Source organism: Gilliamella sp. B3172, from assembly GCF_026536465.1.
Lineage (GTDB): Bacteria > Pseudomonadota > Gammaproteobacteria > Enterobacterales > Orbaceae > Gilliamella.
In genome coordinates this window covers 1-19,404 of record NZ_JAFNOA010000009.1, presented here as the reverse complement: position 1 = coordinate 19,404, position 19,404 = coordinate 1, and the positions used below count along the sequence as shown (strand labels likewise).

Here is a 19,404-nt window from a genome sequence, read left to right as displayed (position 1 = left end):
GTGATGACATCTAACATGATGTTTTCTTATCAACGATTAGTCTATTTGTTTGATACGATAAAAAATGAGACGCTACCTCAAAAAGAGTTAGCGAATCGTTTTTCGGTATCAACGCGTACTATTCGAACCGATATTGCAGCGCTTAATGATATATTAGCTAACTATGGTGCTCAAATTCAGTACACCAAAAATCTGGGTTATCAACTTGTTGTATCAGATCCTGTTTGTTATGCAACGCTGCCGATAGTGCCTTCAACAAAACAACTACCACGCACCAGTAAAGAAAGATTTTCAGCCCTGCTTATTGCCTTTTTAACTCAACCTCACTCAGTAAAATTGGATGATATTGCAGATAAATGGTTTTTAAGCCGCAGCACGTTACAAAATGATATTCTTGAAGTAAAACAGTATTTAGATAAGTATAATCTATCACTCGAAAATCGCCCGTATTACGGATTGCGTCTGGTTGGCGATGAGTCATCAATACGTGCATGTTTAACCGACATTATATGGCAACGCCATTTGGCGCAAGACCTCATCACTGTTGAAAGGCTTAAACAAATAATTTTAAATGATATTGATTTAAACTATCTGGAAAAAGTGTTACAAAATCAGTTTGAGCGTTTTGAATTAAAGTTAACGGCGGAAGGTCAGAGCTATTTACTCTATAGTTGTGCGGTATCGATAACTCGTATCACACAAATGCATGAGTTAATTGAATATCAGGTCGATAAGATTGATTCAACCGTGATTGGCGCAGCCAGAGAAATATCAGAAGAGTTCTCCCATTTTTTAGGCAACCCACTCGGTGAAGCGGAGTTTAATTATCTGTGTGTTCAAATTATTTCGCGCACCATGACCGAATCACCCAATCAAGCCAAAAGTTTAGCACTGGTTGAACATATCTTGTCTTATATCAATGATTGTTATCACTATAATTTACGGGAGGATAACAAGTTACGGCAAGATCTCCTTATTCATATCTCCTCAATGTTATCAAGGATACAGTATCAAATAAGAGCGACCAATCCCTTATTGGATGAAATTAAACAGTATTATCCTTTTGCTTATGATATTACGCTTTCAGCATTGGCAAATACTAAAAACTATACTCAAGCAAAAATGACCGAAGATGAAATAAGTTATCTAGCGGTACATATTGGCGTGGCTTTAGAGCGTAATTACAGTGCCGGGCATGCGCGATTTGCGCAAATTTTGCTGGTCAGCGAGCTTGGTAATGCCACTTTACGGATGATTGAATCAAAAATTAAGCGGGATTTTCCCCATATTCAAATTAGTCGCACGCTTTCATATCGTGCATATGAGCAACTGACAAAGGTAGAAGAAGACTTCGTTGTATCCACCGTTCGTTTGACCGAAAAAGATAAACCGATTGTTAAAATTGCGCCTTTCCCAACGGCTTACCAACTTGAACAGCTCGGGCGGTTGGCGATGATCGATCGCACTATGCCTTATATTATAGAGCGATTTTTCGATGAAAAATTCTTTTTTATTATCGATGAGCCAATGACACAAAAAACACTGTTTAACCAAGTCTGCGCAAAATTAGTTCAACAAGGGTATGTTGATAGCGATTTTTATCCGTCGGTTGTTGAACGTGAAAAAATTGTTTCAACTCTATTGGGAGAAAACATCGCCATACCTCACTCAGTAGGATTACTGGCCAGAAAAACCGTTGTCACAACGATTTTGGCGCCACAAGGCATTGTCTGGAATAAAAATGAGGTAGCGCATGTCATTTTTTTATTGGCGATCAGCAAAGATGAGTATGAAGATGCGATGCGCATTTATAATCTATTTGTTAACTTTGTAAAAGAGAAAGCGACTAAGCGCTTGCTAGATAGTCAAAACTTTGACGATTTTACGGCAATTGTAAAAGATAGTTTTGGGCGATTATCATAATAAATAGGCAAATTTAAAAAGTTTTATACTTAAACGTATATATTTTCTGAAAGTTCTTGGCAAGCGCAAAATAGTCGCAAAAAAGTAAATATTAAGGTAATAATCAACAACTAAAACAAATTATATTATCGATGCCCATTGACGAAATCTTGATTTAAAGGTAAGATGCGCGCCTTACGGCATTGTGCAGATTTTAGCTGCACTAAACAAAATTTTAAGGTAGTATGCATATCTTATGCAAAATAAATTACCATTAACAATTGACCCTATCAAAGCGGCACAAAAACGGCTTGATTACGTTGGATATTATCCAATGCAAGCTATAACGCGCTTGGAGAGTCCAAAAAGTGATATCGAATGTCGTTTATCTTTTGGTTATGATGAACAAAAACTTTGCGTTATCACAATTGATGCAAAAATAACGTTAGAACAGATTTGTCAACGTTGTTTTAAGCCTTTTATCACAGAAGTTCATGTGATGAATAAATTTAGTCCTGTTAAGAGCGATGCTCAAGCAGAGACATTACCGGAACATTATGAACCTGTTCTTATGAACGAGTTTGGTGAAGTAGATATATTAGCGTTACTTGAGGACGAAATTATTCTCTCATTACCTATTGCGCCGGTACATGATAGTAAACACTGCGAAGTGTCAGAGGCAGATATGGTATTTGGTGAAATTCCAGCTGAGAATGAAAAACCAAATCCATTTGCAATTTTAGTTAGTTTAAAGAATAAGGGGTAAATCCATGGCTGTTCAACAGAATCGTAAAACTCGTGCAAAACGTGGTATGCGTCGTTCTCATGATGCATTAACTGTTGCTAATATCTCAGTTGATGAATCAGGTAAAACACATTTACGTCATCACGTAACCGCTGATGGTTATTATCGTGGTCGTAAAGTGATTTCTAAATAATTACTCAGTAATTAGAAATCCTCAGGTGACATTTTGGATAATCTAACCATTGCGTTAGATGCTATGAGCGGGGACTTCGGTCCTCGTGTTGTTGTTCCTGCTGCAATACAAGCATTAAATCGTTATCCAAATCTTTCTCTATTTCTGGTAGGTGATCTAACAGAAATCGGTCTTCTTTTGTCCAAAGAAAATTCAAAATTAATTGCCCAATATCAAGATGAAGGACGATTAACTTTGGTTAAATCCACCGCAGTTATCGCTAATGATATGAAACCATCTTATGCTATTCGCCACAGTGAAGGCTCTTCAATGAGAATTGCACTTGAACTGGTGAAAGATAATCAAGCGCAAGCATGCGTGAGTGCTGGTAATACAGGGGCATTAATGGGGCTATCTAAACTCTTATTACACTCCTTAACCGGCATTGATCGCCCGGCATTGGTTGCTACCATTCCTGCCTTAAATAATCAAAATACGGTGGTACTGGATTTAGGTGCAAATGCTGAGTGTGATAGTGATATGTTGGTGCAATTTGCCATAATGGGCGAAATCTTAGCAAAAACAGTACTTAACATTGAAAATCCACGGGTAGCACTACTCAATATTGGTGAAGAAGACATTAAAGGTTTGGATAAAATCCGTGCAGCTGCGTCCATTTTAAAATCAAATAATCAAATTAACTATATCGGTTACTTGGAAGGTAACGAGCTTTTAACCGGTAAAACTGATGTTCTGGTTTGTGACGGCTTTGTGGGGAATGTGACGTTAAAAACGGTTGAAGGCTTAATTAAAATTTTTATGTCTTCTTGCAAATTATCATTTGGTCACAGCTCTTTTATCATGAAGTTATTAAGCAAGTGGTTACAAAGAAAGATCGCAAAAAATTTTGGTTATTTAGATCCCGGACGATATAATGGAGCCTGTTTGCTTGGTCTTCGAAGTATTGTGATTAAAAGTCACGGTAGTGCTAATCAAAAATCTTTTTTTGCAGCAATTGAACAAGCTATTTTGGCTATACAGACGAATATACCTGAGAAGATTGCAATCAGCCTTTCTTCTGCACTACCTAAGAGCGAATAATTAGATGTATACAAAGATATTAGGAACAGGAAGTTATCTTCCAAAACAGATTAGAACAAATGCCGATCTTGAAAAAATGGTTGATACCAGTGATGAATGGATTACAACCCGTACCGGCATCAAAGAAAGGCGTATTGCCGCACCCGATGAAACTGTCACCACCATGGCTTATCAAGCTGCAATCAATGCTATTGATATGGCTGATATCGATAAAAACGATATTGGTATGATTATTGTTGCAACAGCGACTTCAGTCAATGCTTTCCCTAGCGCCGCAACTGAATTGCAGGCTAAACTTGAAATTGGTGACGTGATTGCATTTGATGTATCAGCCGCTTGCTCGGGCTTTGTCTATGCACTTGATATTGCTGATAAATACATTAAAAGTGGCGCCATTAAATATGCATTAGTGGTGGGTTCAGATATGTTGACACGGGGTGTTGATCCAAAAGACCGTGGCACGATTATTATATTCGGTGACGGCGCCGGCGCAGTTGTGGTTGGTGCATCACAAGAACCCGGTATTATTGCTTCACATTTGCATGCCGACGGTCGTTATGGCGATTTGTTAAAATATCCGTATGTTGATCGCCGTGATATGAATGACCCTGTTTATATGACAATGCATGGTAATGAAGTGTTCAAAATTGCCGTTAAAGAGCTGTCTAACTTAGTTGATGAGCTATTGACTGAAAATGCCTTTAATAAAGCAGATTTAGATTGGCTGGTACCACACCAAGCTAACCTAAGAATTATTTCGGCAACCGCAAAACGTCTAGATATGGACATGAGCAAAGTGATTGTTACGCTTGATAAACAAGGCAATACTTCTGCTGCATCAGTACCTTGTGCTTTAGATGCCGGGGTGCGGGACGGACGTATTAAACGAGGTCAACTAATCTTATTAGAGGCTTTCGGTGGCGGCTTTGTTTGGGGCTCTGCGCTCGTTAGATTTTAAATACAAATTATTTTGAGTAATCAAGGATTTTAAAAATGACCAAATTTGCAATGGTATTTCCAGGACAAGGCTCACAATCTGTGGGTATGTTAAAAGATCTTGCGGACAATTACCCTATTGTAAAAGCAACTTTTGATGAAGCATCAGAAGTATTAGGCTATGATCTATGGGCACTTGTTCAAGACGGCCCGGCTGAAGAATTAAATAAGACATGGCAAACGCAACCTGCGTTACTTGCTTCGTCGGTTGCAATATATCGTGTATGGCAAAGCGTTAATGGCGCTCAACCGGAATTTATGGCCGGTCACAGTTTAGGTGAATATTCAGCCTTAGTTTGTGCTGGCGTGATTGATTTTAAAGATGCAATCGAATTAGTTGAGTTACGTGGAAAATTGATGCAAGAAGCTGTGCCAGCAGGTACAGGTGCTATGTATGCCATCATTGGTTTAGATAATGAATCAATCAGCAAAGCTTGTGAGCAAGCGGCTGAAGGTCAAATCGTTGCGCCAGTTAATTTTAATTCACCTGGGCAAGTGGTTATCGCTGGCAATAAAGAAGCGGTTGAACGGGCGGGCGCATTATGTAAACAAGCCGGTGCAAAACGAGCCTTACCTCTAGCGGTTAGCGTACCGTCACATTGTGCTTTAATGAAACCGGCAGCTGATAAATTAGCCACAGCATTGCAAAACATTACGTTTAATGCACCAAAATTTGCGGTAATTAACAATGTAGATGTTAAAGTGGGAAGTTCTGCAGAGCAGATTAAAGCAGCGTTAATTGCCCAACTTTACAGCCCGGTACGTTGGACGGAAACAGTTGAAATGATGGCAAAACAAGGCGTGACACTTTTAGTTGAAATGGGACCGGGTAAAGTATTAACTGGATTAACTAAACGTATTGTTGATTCACTATCAGCGTGTGCTGTTAATGATAAAGCATCATTAGATGCTGCAATTGAAAATACAAAATAGAAGATAAAAGAGGTAGCTATGAACCTATCAGGAAAAATTGCTTTAGTGACAGGTGCCAGTCGCGGAATTGGTAAAGCCATTGCAGAAAAGTTAGTCGCTTGTGGTGCAACAGTGATTGGTACAGCAACAACAGAAAAAGGTGCTGAGGCTATCAGCCAATATTTAGGCTCACATGGTAAAGGTTTTGCATTAAATGTGACTGATGAAGCATCAATTGAATCAGTTATCCAAGCAATTAAAACTGAATTTGGTGATATTGACATTTTAGTCAATAATGCAGGGATCACTCGTGATAATTTGTTAATGCGAATGAAACAAGACGAGTGGCAAGATATTTTAGATACTAATTTAACGTCTGTTTTCCGCTTATCTAAAGCATTAATGCGCACCATGATGAAAAAACGTTATGGCCGAATTATCACGATTGGATCTGTTGTCGGTACTATGGGTAATGCCGGTCAAGCCAATTATGCTGCTGCAAAAGCCGGTCTAATTGGTTTTAGTAAATCATTAGCTCGTGAAGTTGCTTCTCGTGGCATTACCGTTAATGTTGTTGCACCGGGCTTTATCGCAACGGATATGACTGAAGCATTAACTGATGAACAAAAAGCACAAACATTAGCTCAAGTTCCGGCTGGTCGTTTAGGTGAACCTGTTGAAATTGCTAATGCTGTGGCATTTTTAGCGTCAGACGAAGCTAGCTATATAACTGGCGAAACTTTACATGTCAATGGCGGCATGTATATGGTGTAATTGATTAGAATAGTGTAAAATAACCCCATATTTTGAGGTTTTGAACAAAAAACAAACAATTGGGTTGAAAAATGATTTGCATCTTTTTCAACATTTTATAAACTTACATTCACCGCCGCTTTTGGCGATATTTATAGGAAAAAAAGAGTATGAGCACTATCGAAGAGCGAGTTAAGAAAATTATTGTTGAGCAACTTGGTGTAAAAGAGGAAGAAGTAAGAAATGAATCTTCTTTTATTGAAGATCTTGGCGCTGACTCTCTTGATAACGTTGAACTAGTTATGGCTTTAGAAGAAGAATTTGATACTGAAATTCCTGATGAAGATGCTGAAAAAATCACAACTGTTCAATCAGCAATTGATTATATTACTGCAAATCAATAGGGTTAGCAGAATGTTCACAATAGGCGGTCACATGATCGCCTAGTTTATTTTATGCCTACATTTTTTCGCATAGCGAATTAGGCATAAAGTAAGCGTGAAACTTAACGTAAACTTTTAATGATTCAAATTTCATTTCAATCCTTTTCTGGAGGACAATGTGTCTAAACGCAGAGTTGTTGTTACTGGAATGGGCATGATATCTCCAGTAGGTAATACAGTTGAATCCACTTGGCAAGCGTTACTAGCAGGTCAAAGTGGAGTTGAGCTCATCGAACACTTTGATACAGCCCCATTTGCCACACGCTTCGCAGCGATGGTTAAAAACTTTAACGGCGAAGATTATAATATTACACGCAAAGATGCCCGTAAAATGGATTATTTTATCCAATATGGTATTGCTGCTGGTATGCAAGCAATGCAAGATGCCGGCATTGAAATAACGGAAGAAAATTCAGAACGTATTGGTTGTGCCATTGGTTCCGGTATTGGCGGTCTTGGGTTAATTGAAGAAAATCACAGTGCGCTAATTAATGGCGGTCCACGTAAGATTAGCCCGTTCTTTGTCCCTTCAACGATTGTTAATATGATCGCTGGTCACTTATCTATCATTTATGGATTAAAAGGACCAAGTATTACCATTGCAACAGCTTGTTCTTCCGGTGTTCATAATATTGGTCATGCTGCCCGAATGATAGCCTATGGTGATGCTGACGGAATGTTAGCCGGTGGCGGTGAAAAAGCCAGTACACCACTCGGTATTGGCGGTTTTGGTGCAGCTCGTGCATTATCGACTAATAATGACAATCCAAAAGGCGCAAGTCGCCCGTGGGATAAAGACCGTGACGGTTTTGTTCTTGGTGACGGTGCAGGGATCATGTTCTTAGAAGAGTATGAACATGCGAAAAAACGTGGTGCAAAAATTTATGCTGAAATTGTCGGTTTTGGTATGAGTGGCGATGCTTATCATATGACTTCACCTCCGGAAGATGGAAGTGGTGCAGCTTTAGCCATGAAATGTGCGATACGTGATGCAGGTATTACGCCGGAACAAGTCGGTTATATTAATGCGCACGGTACTTCAACACCTGCTGGTGATAAAGCTGAAACTCAAGCAGTAAAAAGTGTTTTCAAAGAAAACGCTAACAAAGTAATGGTGAGTTCAACTAAATCGATGATCGGGCATCTATTAGGTGCAGCCGGTGCCGTTGAATCAATCTTTACTGTACTTGCTTTACGTGATCAGGCTGTTCCACCGACAATTAATTTAGACAATCCTGATGAAGGATGCGATCTTGATTATGTACCGCACACAGCTCGCCAAGTTAAAAATCTTGAATATGCGCTTTGCAATTCATTTGGTTTTGGTGGCACTAACGGTTCAGTACTATTTAAAAAAGTTTAAGACAGCTACTATTTTCCCGTCCCAGCTAGGTGACGGGAATCCTTTCCTATTTTCTATCAATTCTGAAAAAATATACTTATAAAATGTGGCATATCCCTCATTTTTTTAAAAATCCTGTGGATTATCAATAATAAAAGCGTATGTTGTAATGAATCATAGAGCATTACTATCTTTCGCCATTACCTAAAGATAATTGCTTTATTGATAAACAGATATTTATTTACCTTTGTTGGGAGCTGTTATTATGATCACAACTGCACTTTTTCCGAATCGTTATATCCAAGGTGACAATGCAATTGAACATTGTTTAGGTCAAGAGTTAGCCAGATTAGGCAAAAAAGCATTATTACTGCAAAGCCCATCGGCACATAAAAATCTATCTACAACAATTGAAAAATCTTTAGACGGTAATATCAAATTTGTCATTGATATATTTAATCGTGAATGTTGTGATGAAGAGATAGCTCGAATTTCAGCTTTAGTTGAAGAAAATGGAATTGATGTGATTGTTGGCATCGGTGGCGGAAAAGCTATCGATACCGCAAAAGCGGTGGCTGCGGAGTTGAATTATCCTTGTGTTGTGGTGCCAACGCTTGCCTCTACTGATGCGCCATGTAGTGCATTATCTGTTATCTATACGCCGAACGGCGAATTTAAACGATATTTCATGTTGCCACGTAATCCTGATTTAGTCTTGGTTGATTCAAAGGTTATTGCTAAGGCGCCAGCTAGATTTTTAGTAGCCGGCATGGGAGATGCGCTGGCAACGTGGTTTGAAGCAGAGGATTGCCGGCAATCAAAAGCCCCAAATATGACCGGCAGGCCGGGGCCAATTTCGGCATTCCAACTCGCCAAATTCTGTTTTGATATACTCCTTCAATATGGTGTTCAAGCTAAAATAGCTTGCGAACAAAAAGTGGTTACCCCTGCACTTGAACATGTTATTGAAGCTAACACGCTCTTGTCTGGGCTGGGCTTTGAAAGTGGTGGGCTATCGGCTGCCCATGCTATTCATAACGGTTTTACCGCATTAGAAGCAACCCATGAGTATTGGCACGGTGAAAAAGTGGCGTTTGGGACACTTGCAATGTTGATGTTAATTGATAGTGAACCTGATATGATTGAGACAGTTTACGCATTTTGTCAATCTGTTGGATTACCTACCACACTGGCACAAATTGGTTTAGCCAACGTGACTGATGAAGATTTAATGAAAGTTGCTGAGCTGGCTTGCGCTGAAGATGAATCAATTCACAACTCATTGTCAGAAGTCACCCCTTATACGGTTTTCGCTGCAATAAAAGCGGCTAATGCGTATGGGCTGCGCCGTCAGTAAACGTTTTTTAAAATTTATGCTAATTTCGCTTAACTTCCGTAAGCCATATATTATGGGAGTTAAGTTTATCCCCTTTTGCCCCGTTCTTGGCAAAAGATAAAGAGAATAAGAATATTCATATTGCTTGTGTTATAATTCAAAACAATTTTTTAAGCATAATTATTTCTGGTAAATATGGCGGAACCTAAGTTTATTCATCTTCATTTACATAGCGATTTTTCAATGGTCGATGGCATTGCTAAAGTCGGTGCATTGGTAAATGAAGTGAGCAAGTTGCAAATGCCGGCTTTTGCAATTACTGACTTTACCAATCTTTGTGGGCTTGTAAAATTTTATGGCTCAGCAATGTCAAAAGGGATCAAACCAATTATTGGTGCTGATTTAGCTATTCGTAGCCCACAATTGTCAGATGATATTTATCGTTTAACGTTACTTGCAGCCAATAATGAGGGGTATCAAAATCTCACTTTGTTGATATCAAAAGCTTATCAACGAGGTTATATTGATGATATGCCTGTTGTGGATCAAGAATGGTTAACCACGCATAAAGAAGGTTTAATTATTCTGGCTGGACGAGAAAGTGATATTGGTATTGGCATTATCCGTGATAATCAAGCAATCATTGATAATGCCATGGATTATTATCAACAAAAATTCCGTGACCATTTCTATTTTGAATTAGTTCGAACGAATCGAGCTAACGAAGAGTTATTTATTCATACTGTCGTTGAACTAGCTGAGCAGCATGATTTGCCAGTTGTTGCGAGCAATGATGTGCGGTTTTTAAAATCAACTGACTTTGAAGCGCATGAAATTCGTGTCGCCATTCATGACGGTAATACACTTGAAGATCCTAATAGACCCAAAAACTATTCGCCTGAACAATATCTACGCTCTGAACAAGAGATGTGCGAACTGTTTTCAGATATTCCGGAAGCACTGGAAAACAGTGTTGAAATCGCCAAGCGCTGTAATGTCACCATTCGACTAGGTGAGTACTTCTTACCGCAATTTCCAACCGGTGATATGTCCACTGAAGATTTTCTGGTGCATAAGTCACGGGAAGGGTTAGAAGAGCGGCTTGAATTTTTGTTTCCTGATCCGCAAGTAAGAAAACAAAAACGACCTGAATACGATGAACGCTTAGAAACCGAATTAAATGTTATCAACCAAATGGGATTTCCGGGCTACTTTTTAATCGTCATGGAATTTATTCAGTGGTCAAAAGATAATGATATTCCGGTTGGCCCTGGTCGGGGATCCGGCGCTGGCTCATTGGTTGCTTATGCGCTAAAAATTACCGATTTAGATCCACTTGCATTCGATTTGCTTTTCGAACGATTTTTAAATCCGGAACGTGTTTCCATGCCTGACTTTGATGTCGACTTTTGTATGGAAAAACGTGATTTGGTTATCGATCATGTGGCCGATATGTATGGCCGTGAGGCGGTATCGCAAATTATTACTTTCGGTACCATGGCGGCTAAAGCGGTTATTCGTGATGTTGGGCGAGTACTAGGGCATCCGTACGGTTTTGTTGACCGCATATCGAAACTGATTCCTTTAGATCCGGGGATGACACTGGCAAAAGCGTTTGAGGTCGAACCACAACTACAAGAGTTATACGATAACAATGAAGAGATCAAATCATTAATCGATATTGCACGACAGTTAGAAGGGGTGACTCGCAATGCTGGTAAGCATGCCGGTGGGGTGGTGATTTCACCGACAAAAATTACTGATTTCTCACCAATTTATTGTGATCCGGAAGGTCATCATCCTGTTACCCAATTTGATAAAAATGATGTTGAATATGCTGGTTTAGTTAAATTTGACTTTTTAGGTTTGCGAACGTTAACCATTATTGATTGGGCAATTAAGATGATTAATCAGCGCCAATTAAGAGAAGGCAAACCACCGGTAGATATCACTCGTATAGCGTTAGACGATCAAGCCTCTTTTGATTTATTGTTAAAAGCAGAAACAACGGCAGTCTTCCAACTTGAATCGCGAGGGATGAAAGATTTAATCAGACGTCTTAAACCCGACTGTTTCGAAGATATGATAGCGTTAGTTGCGTTATTTCGTCCCGGTCCTTTGCAGTCCGGTATGGTTGATAACTTTATTGACCGTAAACATGGACGGGAAGAGGTCTCATATCCGGATATAAATCATCAACACGAATCACTAAAACCTATTTTAGAGCCGACCTATGGCATTATTTTATACCAAGAACAGGTTATGCAAATTGCTCAAACCCTTTCCGGTTATACATTAGGTGGCGCTGATTTATTACGTCGTGCAATGGGTAAGAAAAAGCCCGAGGAGATGGCGAAACAGCGATCGGTATTTAAAGAAGGGGCAGAAAAACAAGGTGTGAATGGTGAACTTTCCATGCGCATCTTTGACTTAGTAGAAAAATTTGCCGGTTATGGTTTTAATAAATCCCACTCAGCGGCATATGCGCTGGTTTCTTACCAAACACTATGGCTAAAAACCCATTTCCCGGCGGAGTTTATGGCAGCAGTAATGACTGCTGATATGGATAACACCGATAAAATTGTTGGTTTAGTCGATGAATGTTTACGAATGGGGCTAAAAGTCAATCCACCGGATATCAACAGTGGGCTTTATCATTTTCATGTTAATGATAAAGGTGAGATTGTTTATGGTATCGGCGCGATAAAAGGGGTGGGTGAAGGACCGATTGAAGCCATTGTCGAAGCACGCAACAGTGGTGGTTATTTCAAAAATATTTTTGAACTTTGTGCACGAACAGATATGAAAAAGATTAATCGTCGTGTACTTGAAAAACTGACAATGGCGGGGGCGTTTGATAAATTAGGACCGCATCGTGCCGCAATACTGCACAGTATTAACGATGCAATGCAAGCGGCTGATCAATATAGCAAAGCCCAAGATATTGGTCAGGAAGATATGTTTGGCGTTCTGGCTGAAGAGCCAGAACAAGTCGAACATGCTTATGCCGCTGTGCCGGAATTACCCGCCCAAGTATTACTTGATGGTGAGCGTGAGGCATTAGGTCTGTATTTGACTGGCCATCCGGTTACCCAATATTTGAAAGAGCTTAATCGTTATGCTGGTGGCGTGCGTATTAGCGAAGCTTCGCCAACCGGTTGGGGCAAAATGGCAACTTTTGCCGGTATTGTGGCTGATGCTCGAATTAGGATCACCAAAAAAGGGAATAAAATTGGTCTGTTTACCTTAGATGATCGCTCAGGCCGTATTGACGGCATGCTTTTTGCCGACTCTTTAGAAAAATTTGGACATCTGTTAGTCAAAGATAAAATCATCATTGTCACCGGACAAGTCAGTCATGATGATTTCAATGGCGGACTTAAAATGTCGGTCAGAGATATGGTTGATTTAAAAGATGCCAGAGCGAAATACGTTAAAGGTCTCGCTGTGACTTTAACCGAAAGTGAAGCAAACCGCCCGATGTTACAACGAATCCAACAAACGTTTGAACCATATCGCCATGGTAGTGTACCTGTAAACTTATATTATCATCGTGACGATTGTGTTGTGCGTATTCAATTTGGCACCACATGGCGAGTTGTACCGGAAGATGCGCTCATTGTAGAACTTAAAACTTTATTGGGTAATGATCGTATCGAATTTGAGTTTGAATAAATCGCCTTAAAAGAGTGTTTTAAAGAGCCTGTTTTATGGTCCAGGTATTGAAAAAATGAAGCAACAACCACCATTTAAATATGGTGTAATGTTGAGTAAATTGAAGAGCTGACAGTTAAATGTTGATGACTTCAATGAGTATTACATAGTAGAATTGGCTTAATTTTATTTTAAGAAATAGTCAGTATACTTTATTAGAAAATGTATTTTTAAAAAATACAAATAAACGAGAGGCAATCATAATCGTTATGAACAATTTTTTGGAATTTGAAAAGCCGATAGCGGAATTAGAAGCAAAAATTAATTCCTTAAAGAACATTGATTCACAACAAGTTGAATTAGATATCAATTTAGATAGAGAGATCAAACAATTAAATCAAAAAAGCCGAGAGTTAACCAAAAAAATATTTGCAAGCTTATCGCCTTGGGATGTTGCTCAATTAGCAAGACATCCAAATAGACCTTATACCTTAGATTATATTCAAGAGATATTTACCGATTTTGATGAGTTAGCCGGTGATCGTGCTTATGCCGATGATAAAGCCATTGTTGGGGGTATTGCCCGTATAGATGAGCGCCCGGTAATGGTTATTGGTCATCAAAAAGGTCGTGAAACTAAACAAAAAATCTACCGTAATTTTGGTATGCCAGCGCCAGAAGGCTATCGTAAAGCATTAAGATTAATGCAATTAGCTGAAAGATTTAAACTACCTATTATTACTTTTATTGATACTCCGGGCGCTTATCCCGGTATCGGTGCAGAAGAGCGTGGACAGGCAGAAGCTATTGCACGTAATTTACGTGAAATGTCACGGTTAAATGTACCGACCATTTGTACCGTTATCGGTGAAGGTGGCTCAGGCGGGGCGCTAGCTATCGGGGTAGCGGATAAAGTCAATATGCTACAATATAGTACTTATTCTGTTATTTCACCGGAAGGGTGTGCGTCAATTTTATGGAAAAGTGCTGATAAAGCACCGGTTGCAGCTGAAGCCATGAATATGACAGCTGATAAGTTAATTAAGTTAAATCTTATCGATTCAATCATTCCAGAACCGCTAGGCGGAGCGCATCGAGATTATCCTGCCGTTGCTGCATCACTTAAAGCACAACTGCTTAATGATTTAGATGAGCTCGAAGGTATGGAGTTACCGGCACTACTTGAAAGAAGATTTCAACGCCTTATGAATTATGGTTATGCAAGATAATTTTAAATTTGGACAGTTATTGTGAAAAAATCAACAGGACTACAACGCATTATCAATGCGACAAAATACTCATTAAAAGGATTTAAATCAGCTATTAAAAATGAAGCAGCGTTCCGACAAGAACTCATCTTGTTGGTTGTTGCTTACATTATAGTAATGCTTATTGATTTTTCCATTTACGAACGAATCTTACTAGTTGGGTCAATAGGCTTTGTGATGATAGTTGAGCTCATTAACAGTGCTATTGAATGTGTGGTTGATAGAATTGGAAGTGAGCGACATGAATTATCCGGACGAGCGAAGGACTACGGTTCAGCGGCGGTCTGCTTATCCTTATTGCTAACAATCATCTTATGGATCTATCTGTTTGCTTGTCACTATTTTCCCTAAATTCTACTGAAACGTAGGTATTTTCTGAAAGTTTTTGACAAAAATTGCGCATCAGTTAAGCAAAATAGTTGCGATAGCGAATATAAAAAATGCGAGATTGTTCTCGCATTTTTAATGGATACGATCTTAATCTCACTCAGAAACTAACTCTTTAATAACAAAGTTTCCGGTTTTTTCTGTATCGAGAACGGAAAGTAACCATGGCATAATTGTTTCCATTTGATTATGTAATTTCCAAGGCGGATTGATCACTATCATCCCTGACGCGGTCATGCCTTTTTGATTATTATCTGGTTTTAACGCCAGCTCAAATTGAGACACTCGTTTAATACCTAGCTTAATAATTCCGTCGATCATTCGTTGCGTTTGAGTGCGTGAAACAACCGGATACCAAATTAAGTAAATCCCTGTTGCAAAACGTTTATAAGCTTCATAAAGCGCGGCCGGAATTTTTTGATAATCCTCTTTTATCTCATAAGACGGGTCGATCAAAATAATCCCTCGGCGGGACGGAGGCGGTAACTTTGATTTAAGTTGTGCAAACCCGTCTTCTCGTAAAACTTTAGCTCGTTTATCTTTACTAAATTCCTGTTTTAACAGCGGGTAATCTGTTGGATGCAACTCAGTTAAATTAAGCTTATCTTGCTCTCTTAATAGTTGTTTGGCAATCAAAGGTGAACCTGGATAATATTTTAACGTGTCAAACGGATTATAGCGCTTTAAAACCTGCAAATACGTGGTGAGCGGTTGTGGAACAGTTGCTTGTTGCCATAATAAATTTATACCGGAAAGATATTCACCGGTTTTTTCGGCATGCTCACTTTGTAGCAAATAACGGCCAGCTCCGCTATGGGTATCTAAGTATAAAAATGGTTTTTCTTTCTCTTTTAATGATTCAATACATAGTGTTAACACAATGTGTTTTAACACATCGGCATGATTACCTGCATGATAACTATGACGATAACTTAACATGGTGAATTTAACCTCTTTTGCTCATTTTTTTGCATATAAAATGTTGTTAGTGCTAAACAAAGCAAACAAGGGATTTCCATTAACTCTTCAATAAGATCTTTTCTTTCGTGACTTAAAACTAACAATTGATGACCAATTCGATGATGTTCAGCAATATCGGCAATCCCTAAAAAGAGAAACGCAAATAAGATATGCCAAACTGGAACTTGCTCATATTGATAACGGCGAGCTATCTCTTGACGTATTGTTGGTAAAAAGAGAGTTAAAAATGGTATTCCCATTACGATACCAGCAATGATTTTATAGTAGAAACGGGGCACCTCGGGGAAAAAGTCACGACCCCAGCTAATACCTCGACCAAAAAGCATAAACCACCAAAAAATAGTCCAGATCCAAAATTCATAAAGCGATTTATGGTTTTTCACACTTTTTGCATAATGATAGGTATAACCACACATAAATAATAAAAAAAGTGATTGGATATGCTCAACAATAGTGACACTAAGCCCGTTATAAAGAGGAATAAGAAAATTACCTAAAATATATAAAATAGCACTAAGTGCAACAATGAAAATAGAGCTTTTATAAAAATGGAAATCAAACTTAGGCATCGAATGTTTCAATATTAAATGGTGTTTTTGAGTTTAAGTATAGTACCGCATTTACGACAAACATAACTAGTCTTATTGTGATTAATTTTATTATGTCTGATTTTCGATAAACGATGTTCCTGACATTGGCAATGATATAAGTAATCTTCACGTTTAATGGCAAAATTATGTGTGGTTTTCGGTGCTTTTCCCATTATCTCAGACATAACCGATTGCCACTGCACTCCGTGAGGCTTCACTTTACCATACTGTTTAAATACAATCAGATGTGCTAATTCGTGGGGAACGACTTCTTCGATAAAGGCGGCGCCATTATCGATAAGCATTCTTGAATTAAGTTGAATTTCCCAACGCGCCAAATAGGCGCAGCCCGCAATACTTCCTTTAGGTTTATAAGTAATTTTAGGCTCGCCATATTGGGTATTTAATACTTGATTGGCTTGTTTTAAGTGCATTCTTAAACAAGCCATTACCTGATTGTGTAAGTGAATGGGTATTCGCTTATAATCCTGCTGCATCGCGTAGTAGTGCTGCTTTATCGGTTTTTTCCCAAGGGAAAATATCTCGTCCAAAATGGCCGTAGGATGCGGTTTGTTGGTAAATCGGCTTAATAAGATCAAGCATTTGAATTAATCCATAAGGTCTTAAATCAAAAAACTCTTCAATTAAAGCAACGATCTTATCGTGGGCAACTTTTTCTGTACCAAAAGTGTTGACATAAATCGATGTTGGATGTGCGATACCAATAGCATAAGAAATTTGTAATTCACATCTATCAGCAAGTCCCGCCGCAACAATATTTTTAGCCACATAACGGGCAGCATAAGCAGCAGAACGGTCAACTTTTGACGGATCTTTACCAGAAAACGCACCGCCGCCATGGCGTGCTGCTCCACCATAAGTATCGACAATAATTTTACGTCCGGTTAAACCACAATCACCCATTGGACCACCAATCACAAAGCGTCCGGTAGGATTGATAAAATATTTTGTTCTGGCTGTTAACCACTCGGCTGGTAAGGTTGGTTTAATAATTTCTTCCATTACCGCTTCATGTAATGTGTTTTGTTCGATATCTTCTGAATGCTGAGTTGATAATACAATTGTATCAACACCTTTAATTTTACCGTCTTGATAAATAAGGGTAACTTGACTTTTGGCATCTGGTCTTAACCAAGGAAGTGTGCCGTTTTTCCGTACTTGAGCTTGACGACGCATCAAATCGTGAGCATAACTAATGGCTGCCGGCATTAAATTTGGCATCTCATTAGTAGCATAGCCAAACATAATACCCTGATCACCGGCACCTTGTTCTAATGGATTTTGACGATCAACCCCTTGATTGATATCCGGTGACTGCTTACCAATTGCATTTAACACCGCACAAGAATTTGCATCAAACCCCATATCTGAACTGGTATAACCAATATCGTAAATCGTTTTTCGGGTCAATTCTTCAATATCTACCCATGCTGAAGTAGTAATTTCACCGCCAACTAAAGCCATACCGGTTTTGACGTAAGTTTCACACGCAACACGCGCTTTAGGGTCTTGTTTTAAAATAGCATCAAGCACAGCATCAGATATTTGATCGGCGATTTTATCTGGGTGACCTTCTGAAACGGATTCTGAAGTAAATAGAAATTCTGACATATATACCTTCTTTAACTTTTTTAATGCAATGCTTAAATTTAGCAGTTTTACCATCTAGACGTCTATTTTAATAATTTATTAGCCAAAAAGCCAGTATTACCTTAAACAAAATTACTTGCATAAATTTCTAATCAATTTACGATAGTGCTCGTTTAACTTTTCCAATCATTGCTAGCGAAATATGAATATTGTAAGAAAACTTCCCACAGTATTGGTGTTTGATTCCGGTGTTGGCGGATTATCTGTCTATAACGAAATCCATAATAAAATGCCTAATGTGCATTATATTTATGCATTTGATAATGAAATGTTTCCTTATGGGGATAAATCCTCAAGCTTTCTTATTGATAGAGTCATTGCGGTGATTGATACAATTAGCAAATCACATACTATCGATTTAGCCGTTATTGCCTGCAACACAGCCAGCACAATCTGTTTACCAAGCTTGCGGGAAAAATTCAGCTTTCCTATTGTTGGTGTTGTGCCGGCGATCAAACCGGCAAGTCAAATAACTCAAAATAAATGTATTGGACTGTTAGCAACCAAAGCCACAATACAGCGAGCCTACACCAACAATCTAATACAACAGTTTGCACCCGATTGCACTGTTGAGTTATTGGGATTATCTGAGTTGGCGCATATTGCAGAAAATAAATTGCAAGGCATTGCTGTCGATATGCAACAACTGAAAGAATTGTTACAGCCATGGTTATGCTTGCCAGTGATCCCGGACACCATTGTCCTAGGTTGTACCCATTACCCTTTTATAAAAGAAGAATTAAAACACCTTTTCCCTAATGCCACATTTATTGATTCGGGTAATGCTATTGCCTCACGAGTTTATAATTTGCTAAAAGATCAATATGAAGTTCATCAAGCAAAAACACCTGCTAAAGAAAACTTAATATTAAGTACAGCGCATAACCAATATGTTGAAAAGTTAGCTCAAAAATTATCTGAATATAATCTTAATAAATATCAATGCATTAAAGCTGTCGGTGTTTAAACCTTATTCGAACAGTTAAAGAATTTGTTATTTTTACTTGCTAAAAAAAATGAAGTGCCTATAATGCGCATCCACTGACACGGCGTCAGCGAAAGCAGACGGGAAAAGTGGTTAGTGAGCAAGATCAAATTTTTTAAAAAAAGATCTTGACGAATAAAAAGGTGTAGCGTAGTATACGCAGCCC

General features: G+C 38.7%; 19 protein-coding genes. 14 read left to right on the top strand and 5 right to left on the bottom strand.

The window, feature by feature from the left end; translation table 11 throughout:
* Window positions 1–15 precede the first annotated feature (15 nt).
* The 13 genes from J3U37_RS09975 to J3U37_RS09915 all read left to right on the top strand — a co-directional run bounded on the left by J3U37_RS09975 (window position 16) and on the right by J3U37_RS09915 (window position 14,975).
* Window positions 16–1,923, top strand: a complete 1,908-nt coding sequence (locus J3U37_RS09975; RefSeq protein WP_416380006.1) for a BglG family transcription antiterminator — start codon at window positions 16–18, stop codon at window positions 1,921–1,923.
* A gap of 235 nt (window positions 1,924–2,158) precedes the next feature.
* Complete coding sequence (gene yceD, locus J3U37_RS09970; RefSeq protein ID WP_220218194.1) at window positions 2,159–2,668, top strand: 23S rRNA accumulation protein YceD; 510 nt, start codon at window positions 2,159–2,161, stop codon at window positions 2,666–2,668.
* A gap of 4 nt (window positions 2,669–2,672) precedes the next feature.
* Window positions 2,673–2,840: a 50S ribosomal protein L32 gene (rpmF, locus tag J3U37_RS09965; RefSeq protein WP_025316508.1), complete on the top strand. Its 168-nt coding sequence runs from the start codon at window positions 2,673–2,675 to the stop codon at window positions 2,838–2,840.
* 33 nt (window positions 2,841–2,873) lie between these two features.
* On the top strand, window positions 2,874–3,920 hold the full coding sequence (plsX, locus tag J3U37_RS09960; protein ID WP_267328807.1) for a phosphate acyltransferase PlsX: 1,047 nt from the start codon (window positions 2,874–2,876) through the stop codon (window positions 3,918–3,920).
* 4 nt (window positions 3,921–3,924) lie between these two features.
* The gene (locus J3U37_RS09955; protein WP_220218193.1) at window positions 3,925–4,878 is read left to right on the top strand and encodes a beta-ketoacyl-ACP synthase III; all 954 of its coding nucleotides are present in this window, start codon (window positions 3,925–3,927) and stop codon (window positions 4,876–4,878) included.
* A 35-nt stretch (window positions 4,879–4,913) separates the two neighbouring features.
* Complete coding sequence (gene fabD, locus J3U37_RS09950) at window positions 4,914–5,849, top strand: ACP S-malonyltransferase (RefSeq protein ID WP_267374675.1); 936 nt, start codon at window positions 4,914–4,916, stop codon at window positions 5,847–5,849.
* A gap of 18 nt (window positions 5,850–5,867) precedes the next feature.
* Window positions 5,868–6,602: a 3-oxoacyl-ACP reductase FabG gene (gene fabG / locus J3U37_RS09945; protein WP_220218191.1), complete on the top strand. Its 735-nt coding sequence runs from the start codon at window positions 5,868–5,870 to the stop codon at window positions 6,600–6,602.
* Window positions 6,603–6,751: 149 nt separating this feature from the next.
* Complete coding sequence (gene acpP / locus J3U37_RS09940; protein WP_220218190.1) at window positions 6,752–6,985, top strand: acyl carrier protein; 234 nt, start codon at window positions 6,752–6,754, stop codon at window positions 6,983–6,985.
* 157 nt (window positions 6,986–7,142) lie between these two features.
* On the top strand, window positions 7,143–8,387 hold the full coding sequence (gene fabF, locus J3U37_RS09935) for a beta-ketoacyl-ACP synthase II (RefSeq protein ID WP_255556148.1): 1,245 nt from the start codon (window positions 7,143–7,145) through the stop codon (window positions 8,385–8,387).
* Between the two features lie 244 nt (window positions 8,388–8,631).
* The gene (locus tag J3U37_RS09930; RefSeq protein WP_267374672.1) at window positions 8,632–9,723 is read left to right on the top strand and encodes a glycerol dehydrogenase; all 1,092 of its coding nucleotides are present in this window, start codon (window positions 8,632–8,634) and stop codon (window positions 9,721–9,723) included.
* A 174-nt stretch (window positions 9,724–9,897) separates the two neighbouring features.
* Window positions 9,898–13,377, top strand: a complete 3,480-nt coding sequence (gene dnaE / locus J3U37_RS09925; protein WP_267374670.1) for a DNA polymerase III subunit alpha — start codon at window positions 9,898–9,900, stop codon at window positions 13,375–13,377.
* A gap of 248 nt (window positions 13,378–13,625) precedes the next feature.
* Complete coding sequence (gene accA / locus J3U37_RS09920) at window positions 13,626–14,585, top strand: acetyl-CoA carboxylase carboxyl transferase subunit alpha (protein WP_267374668.1); 960 nt, start codon at window positions 13,626–13,628, stop codon at window positions 14,583–14,585.
* Between the two features lie 21 nt (window positions 14,586–14,606).
* Window positions 14,607–14,975, top strand: coding sequence for a diacylglycerol kinase (locus tag J3U37_RS09915; protein WP_255556147.1), 369 nt, complete (start codon window positions 14,607–14,609; stop codon window positions 14,973–14,975).
* A gap of 132 nt (window positions 14,976–15,107) precedes the next feature.
* Here the strand turns inward: J3U37_RS09915 and J3U37_RS09910 are convergent, their stop codons facing one another.
* Genes J3U37_RS09910 through metK form a run of 4 tightly spaced genes read right to left on the bottom strand, consistent with a single transcriptional unit; the run spans window position 15,108 to window position 18,214 of the window.
* Window positions 15,108–15,950, bottom strand: a complete 843-nt coding sequence (locus J3U37_RS09910) for a 23S rRNA (adenine(2030)-N(6))-methyltransferase RlmJ (RefSeq protein WP_220218186.1) — start codon at window positions 15,948–15,950, stop codon at window positions 15,108–15,110.
* On the bottom strand, window positions 15,944–16,561 hold the full coding sequence (locus J3U37_RS09905) for a hypothetical protein (protein WP_220218185.1): 618 nt from the start codon (window positions 16,559–16,561) through the stop codon (window positions 15,944–15,946). The genes J3U37_RS09910 and J3U37_RS09905 overlap by 7 nt, the downstream gene beginning before the upstream one ends.
* Before the next feature lie 14 nt (window positions 16,562–16,575).
* The gene (locus tag J3U37_RS09900) at window positions 16,576–17,079 is read right to left on the bottom strand and encodes a SprT family zinc-dependent metalloprotease (protein ID WP_267328813.1); all 504 of its coding nucleotides are present in this window, start codon (window positions 17,077–17,079) and stop codon (window positions 16,576–16,578) included.
* The gene (metK, locus tag J3U37_RS09895) at window positions 17,063–18,214 is read right to left on the bottom strand and encodes a methionine adenosyltransferase (protein WP_220218183.1); all 1,152 of its coding nucleotides are present in this window, start codon (window positions 18,212–18,214) and stop codon (window positions 17,063–17,065) included. Before metK ends, J3U37_RS09900 begins: the two co-directional genes overlap by 17 nt.
* A 181-nt stretch (window positions 18,215–18,395) precedes the next feature.
* On the opposite strand from metK, the gene murI reads away from it, so the two are divergent.
* Entirely contained in the window at window positions 18,396–19,220 is an 825-nt protein-coding gene (gene murI, locus J3U37_RS09890; RefSeq protein WP_267374666.1) for a glutamate racemase, read from the top strand.
* Here murI and J3U37_RS09885 read toward each other — a convergent pair.
* Window positions 19,217–19,404: hypothetical protein (locus J3U37_RS09885; protein WP_267374664.1), on the bottom strand; the 188-nt coding region annotated here is incomplete at its 5' end. The genes murI and J3U37_RS09885 overlap by 4 nt on opposite strands.

Coding starts and splice junctions, on each gene's coding strand:
- J3U37_RS09910 (WP_220218186.1), bottom strand. CDS start 15,950: ATGTTAAGTTATCGTCATAGTTATCATGCAGGTAATCATGCCGATGTG.
- fabD (WP_267374675.1), top strand. CDS start 4,914: ATGACCAAATTTGCAATGGTATTTCCAGGACAAGGCTCACAATCTGTG.
- rpmF (WP_025316508.1), top strand. CDS start 2,673: ATGGCTGTTCAACAGAATCGTAAAACTCGTGCAAAACGTGGTATGCGT.
- J3U37_RS09930 (WP_267374672.1), top strand. CDS start 8,632: ATGATCACAACTGCACTTTTTCCGAATCGTTATATCCAAGGTGACAAT.
- dnaE (WP_267374670.1), top strand. CDS start 9,898: ATGGCGGAACCTAAGTTTATTCATCTTCATTTACATAGCGATTTTTCA.
- J3U37_RS09955 (WP_220218193.1), top strand. CDS start 3,925: ATGTATACAAAGATATTAGGAACAGGAAGTTATCTTCCAAAACAGATT.
- fabG (WP_220218191.1), top strand. CDS start 5,868: ATGAACCTATCAGGAAAAATTGCTTTAGTGACAGGTGCCAGTCGCGGA.
- J3U37_RS09900 (WP_267328813.1), bottom strand. CDS start 17,079: ATGCAGCAGGATTATAAGCGAATACCCATTCACTTACACAATCAGGTA.
- J3U37_RS09905 (WP_220218185.1), bottom strand. CDS start 16,561: ATGCCTAAGTTTGATTTCCATTTTTATAAAAGCTCTATTTTCATTGTT.
- metK (WP_220218183.1), bottom strand. CDS start 18,214: ATGTCAGAATTTCTATTTACTTCAGAATCCGTTTCAGAAGGTCACCCA.
- acpP (WP_220218190.1), top strand. CDS start 6,752: ATGAGCACTATCGAAGAGCGAGTTAAGAAAATTATTGTTGAGCAACTT.
- J3U37_RS09975 (WP_416380006.1), top strand. CDS start 16: ATGATGTTTTCTTATCAACGATTAGTCTATTTGTTTGATACGATAAAA.
- accA (WP_267374668.1), top strand. CDS start 13,626: ATGAACAATTTTTTGGAATTTGAAAAGCCGATAGCGGAATTAGAAGCA.
- murI (WP_267374666.1), top strand. CDS start 18,396: ATGAATATTGTAAGAAAACTTCCCACAGTATTGGTGTTTGATTCCGGT.
- yceD (WP_220218194.1), top strand. CDS start 2,159: ATGCAAAATAAATTACCATTAACAATTGACCCTATCAAAGCGGCACAA.